This window comes from Croceitalea sp. P059 (assembly GCF_031846365.1).
In the GTDB taxonomy this organism is placed as follows: domain Bacteria; phylum Bacteroidota; class Bacteroidia; order Flavobacteriales; family Flavobacteriaceae; genus Croceitalea; species Croceitalea vernalis.
On sequence record NZ_JAVRHW010000009.1, the window covers coordinates 1 to 3,993 of the forward strand.

General features: G+C 31.5%; 5 protein-coding genes. All 5 read right to left on the reverse strand.

Annotated elements, in window-relative coordinates; all coding sequences use genetic code 11:
- Window positions 1-164 precede the first annotated feature (164 nt).
- The gene (locus RM542_RS14745; RefSeq protein WP_311386516.1) at window positions 165-803 is read right to left on the reverse strand and encodes a hypothetical protein; all 639 of its coding nucleotides are present in this window, start codon (window positions 801-803) and stop codon (window positions 165-167) included.
- Window positions 804-960: 157 nt separating this feature from the next.
- The gene (locus RM542_RS14750; RefSeq protein WP_311386517.1) at window positions 961-1,557 is read right to left on the reverse strand and encodes a hypothetical protein; all 597 of its coding nucleotides are present in this window, start codon (window positions 1,555-1,557) and stop codon (window positions 961-963) included.
- Between the two features lie 127 nt (window positions 1,558-1,684).
- The gene (locus RM542_RS14755) at window positions 1,685-2,326 is read right to left on the reverse strand and encodes a hypothetical protein (RefSeq protein ID WP_311386518.1); all 642 of its coding nucleotides are present in this window, start codon (window positions 2,324-2,326) and stop codon (window positions 1,685-1,687) included.
- Window positions 2,327-2,474: 148 nt separating this feature from the next.
- Window positions 2,475-3,200, reverse strand: a complete 726-nt coding sequence (locus RM542_RS14760; RefSeq protein ID WP_311386519.1) for a DUF6090 family protein — start codon at window positions 3,198-3,200, stop codon at window positions 2,475-2,477.
- Window positions 3,193-3,966: a DUF6090 family protein gene (locus RM542_RS14765; RefSeq protein WP_311386520.1), complete on the reverse strand. Its 774-nt coding sequence runs from the start codon at window positions 3,964-3,966 to the stop codon at window positions 3,193-3,195. Before RM542_RS14765 ends, RM542_RS14760 begins: the two co-directional genes overlap by 8 nt.
- Window positions 3,967-3,993 lie beyond the last annotated feature (27 nt).

Consider the following 3,993-nt stretch of genomic DNA (forward strand, 5'->3'; position numbering starts at 1 on the left):
TTCCGGCTATGATTAGTACGGGAATTAAAAGTAGTGAACTTTCGATTAAGCACTTAGCCAAAACTTTTTATTTTGTTTTATCTTTTTTGTTCTAAAGCCAAATCAAAAGATTTGGCGGACTTAGTTAAAAGCACTAAACTTTGGATTAAACACCAAAACCCGTATTAACTATAGCCATTGTTGTGCGTTCGTTTTTTTATTCGATTCACAATTTCAAATCCCAAGTATTCTTTTAGTTTCGGAAATTTATATCTGTAATATTCATTCCAATAACTTATCATTCTACTTTCTGTCTGTTGCCAATATATAGGGTTTTCATCTCTAAATTCAGCGTAAAAGTCCAGAGTGTTTTCATTTATTTTTTTGTCAATAATTGGAAGTAGTTCATAGATGTATTCTCCAATTAATTGAATTAGAAAAGGAACTGTCCATTTTTCTAAATTATCCGATAATAAATTCAGCCTTTCTTCTCTTAAATGTCCATTATGATGTCTCAAATAAATACAATTTAAAATGTCTTTTTGTTTGTCCGTCAGAGTCTTTTCTAATTCTGGATTTGGCGCGTCAAAGTAAAGTCTGTATGGAATTGTCAGAGTTTCATTGTCAAGTACTACATCCAACTCATTTTCGTGAATCAGATTGTCAACTAGGTGAATTGTTCCGTCAAAGAGTTTTACTTTATTATTGTCAAATGGGATGATTTTTAAAACTGCTTTTAAATCCGAATACAGTTTTTTCGGGAAAGCTTTGGTAAGTCTTTCCTTATATTCAGATTTTATATTTCGCTTAAATATCTTTAGCATTTCGGTTTTCTCAAATGACGCACAACGGTCTCGGCTATGATTTGTAGCGGTGTTGGAAATCGTTAGATTTCCAGCCGTGGCAAATCCAGCCGTTTATGGTTTCTAGGTTTGAAGTTAGCGAATTACAGCTATAAATTATAGCCATTGTTGGGCATAGTTACTTTATCTCTTTTTTGAACTCCTGAATTTTATCATATTCGGTAATCTCAAGCAAATCCAAAAGCTGCAACCATCCTAAAATTCCGTTTTTATGGTAATGAACCAACATTTCTTTGAAGTGTTTTATTCTATCGGTCTCTGTTTGCTGAAAATTACATTTCAAATCCAGTCCATTTTTAAGTCTTATTGCGAAAATATTGTCAAGCCCATTTGATAAATGAGGTGTGAATTCCAGCATTGAGTTTACAAATTTGCCTCGTATGTCAAATGCTTGAATGAAGTCCAGTTTTTTTATTTCCGAAAGATTATAGCTTTCCTCGTCAATCTGTATTCGGTCATCCCAGAAAGTCAATTTCCCTGCATATTCTCCAAATTCAGATTCGTACCTAAAGAAGGTACTAATCATCAGTCCAATCACATATATTACCCATATTATGGCAATATTGGTAACCCACCCATTTAGGTCTATTCCATGTGATTGTTCTAGATATGCCATGAAGAAAACACCGGCAGTCAAAAAAATCCCGACCCACTGGTCAGGATTTAAATGAATTCCTTTTTTCTTTTTGAATAATCTTAAACTTCTCGGTCTCATTTGTAATTATGCCCAACGGTCTCGTATAACCGTCAGTTACGGGTTAATATGCGTTAATTTTCGGTTTAGCACTGACGCTGGCAATTTCGAGTGGATTCGGACGTAGTCGAATCCGCCGTAATTGCGGTTATACATTGTTGGCAAAAGTTGTTTTTTTATCTTTCAATAAATCAATTATTCGTTCAATATTGTATTCGCCTTTTTGTATATAATAATTTCCGTCTGAATCAATTAAAACGTAGCTTCCACAAGGATAGTTAAGAGGAAGAAATATTTTTTCTATTGTTCCAAATTCGTCTTTAATCCAATTTAGTTGCTTTCCGTATTCTTTAGTTCCTTCAGGTGATTTATACATAAAGAACTGACTTACATTTCCAGTTTTTTTTATTTTTTTCAAGAACCTTTTGTATTTAGCACGAACATAAGATTTGTCTCCTGATGAGTTACATCTGTCCAAACCGTGATAATAATTAATGACGATGAAATTATTTTTCGGAATTGAATCGCCTGAAATTGTTGAAAGTTCGGATTTTATTGAGTCCAACATTTCATTTGAAATTTTTCCTTTTCTAATTCTCTGAACTTTGACATTAGCAATTAAAGTATCTAATTCAAATCGTAGATTATAGAATTTGTATGGGTCGTCAGTTTTTTTAAAATCAGCTTGGGTAATTTTAACTAAATCATCATTCAGATATATTTCCTTTTTCTGTCCGAATGTTGAAACAGTAATAAATCCTAATATTAAAGTCAATAATTTCGTTTTCATCTCAATTTTTGCCAACGGTCTCGGCTATGATTTTGTAGCCGAAGAACTAAAGTTAGCAAAAAGGGACTGAGTTTTGGAAATCCGTTAGGATTTCCTGAGAAGCCTTTAAGCAGCTCTGCTATAAATTATAGCCATTGTTGTGCTTTCGTTATTTATTAATTTCAGATTCAATAAGACTTCGAATATCGTTTAGATATTTTAACAGTTCAATTTCTTCATCTAACCCTTCCTGCCGTATTCCAATTGTAAATTTTGTCCACCAAGCAAACTGAATATCTCTTAACATTTCTTTAGTTGGTAATGTTAAAGATTCGTCATTTGATAATTCTGAATATCTAGCAATTAAAGGCCAATAAAAAGACTCTCTTAAATTTTCAAATCGTTTAGTAGATTCAGATGCGTCAATGATAGATTCTTTAATTGATGACAGTCCATATTTGATATCTTTGCTCTGAACAAAATCTATTTTACCAGAACTGATAGTTGAATTTAGTATACCTAATTTAGGGTCAAATGTCCAATTTCTGTTCATTATAACTAGAGTCGAATCTAATTTTATAATTGGGATTTTATCAAGTCTATTTTTAGTTTGAATTAACGACTTAATCTCCAATGATGCATTCAAACTTAATTTATGTTCGGTGATAATGTTTTCTAGTTGATGAATATTTCTCTGAAGTTCTGATTTCAAATCATTTAATATAGCATTTTCAATTACCGCATTCTTACTATTTTCATTTAAATTACTCACTTGAAGCGCAATTAAAATTCCAATAACAACAAGTATAATTTCTCCAATAGCATATTTTAGATACTTCCCAGTTTTGCCTTTTGAAAGTAAATCTTGTCTAATTTTTCTAAAGAATTTAATCATTATTTGCTTTCAGATATTCGTTGATTGATAATTGTACTTCTTTAGCCTTTTTAATGGCCTCTTGGTAGGACTCTTGCTGGTTTTTTAATTGATAATACCTCGCAAATATTAAAACAGACATTTTATTATCATTTGCAATTTTATCTATGTTCAGCATTACGGGTTTTCTTTTATCATTCTTATAATATTGGCCCATAATTGGATGAAGGTTACTGCCTTTTCTTTGATAAATACTGAAATTATCAAAATAGTGTGGCTCATACTCATTTTTTATAAAGGTATTAGAGATTTCCTCCCGCTCTTTTACCCGTTTTAGTAAGTTGTAATAATATGTAATATCACTTTGCAAGTTTTTGGGTAAAATGGAAAACTCACCGCTTTGGTTTAATTTTTCATACGCCGAAGTATTGCCATAAAAATTCCACTCGAATAAATTATCTATTAAATAACTTGTACTTAACGAATCGAATGGTTTTACTAGTTGAAATTGTTCCGAAAGCTTTTGACAAGACGTTAAATTGCTGGTTACATTGGTATTTAATGTATTTAACAGTGTGAGATCGTTTGAAACATATTGATAAAGTTGCCTCAATTGTGCAGCGGCAGATTTTCTGGTTTTTAACTGCTCATTCCAATTATTGATTTGCAACGCAATTATAATTCCAATGACCACGAGTATGATTTCTCCTAAAGCATAAATCAGATATTTACTGAATTTATTTTCAGTTAGTAATCTTTGCCTAATTTTTCTAAAGAATTTTATCATTGCTTAATGGTTGGTTATAATGAAGCA

What these genes read in the sequence shown, in the direction of transcription:
- RM542_RS14745 (WP_311386516.1), bottom strand. Translation starts at nt 803, where the DNA reads ATGCTAAAGATATTTAAGCGAAATATAAAATCTGAATATAAGGAAAGA.
- RM542_RS14750 (WP_311386517.1), bottom strand. Translation starts at nt 1,557, where the DNA reads ATGAGACCGAGAAGTTTAAGATTATTCAAAAAGAAAAAAGGAATTCAT.
- RM542_RS14755 (WP_311386518.1), bottom strand. Translation starts at nt 2,326, where the DNA reads ATGAAAACGAAATTATTGACTTTAATATTAGGATTTATTACTGTTTCA.
- RM542_RS14760 (WP_311386519.1), bottom strand. Translation starts at nt 3,200, where the DNA reads ATGATTAAATTCTTTAGAAAAATTAGACAAGATTTACTTTCAAAAGGC.
- RM542_RS14765 (WP_311386520.1), bottom strand. Translation starts at nt 3,966, where the DNA reads ATGATAAAATTCTTTAGAAAAATTAGGCAAAGATTACTAACTGAAAAT.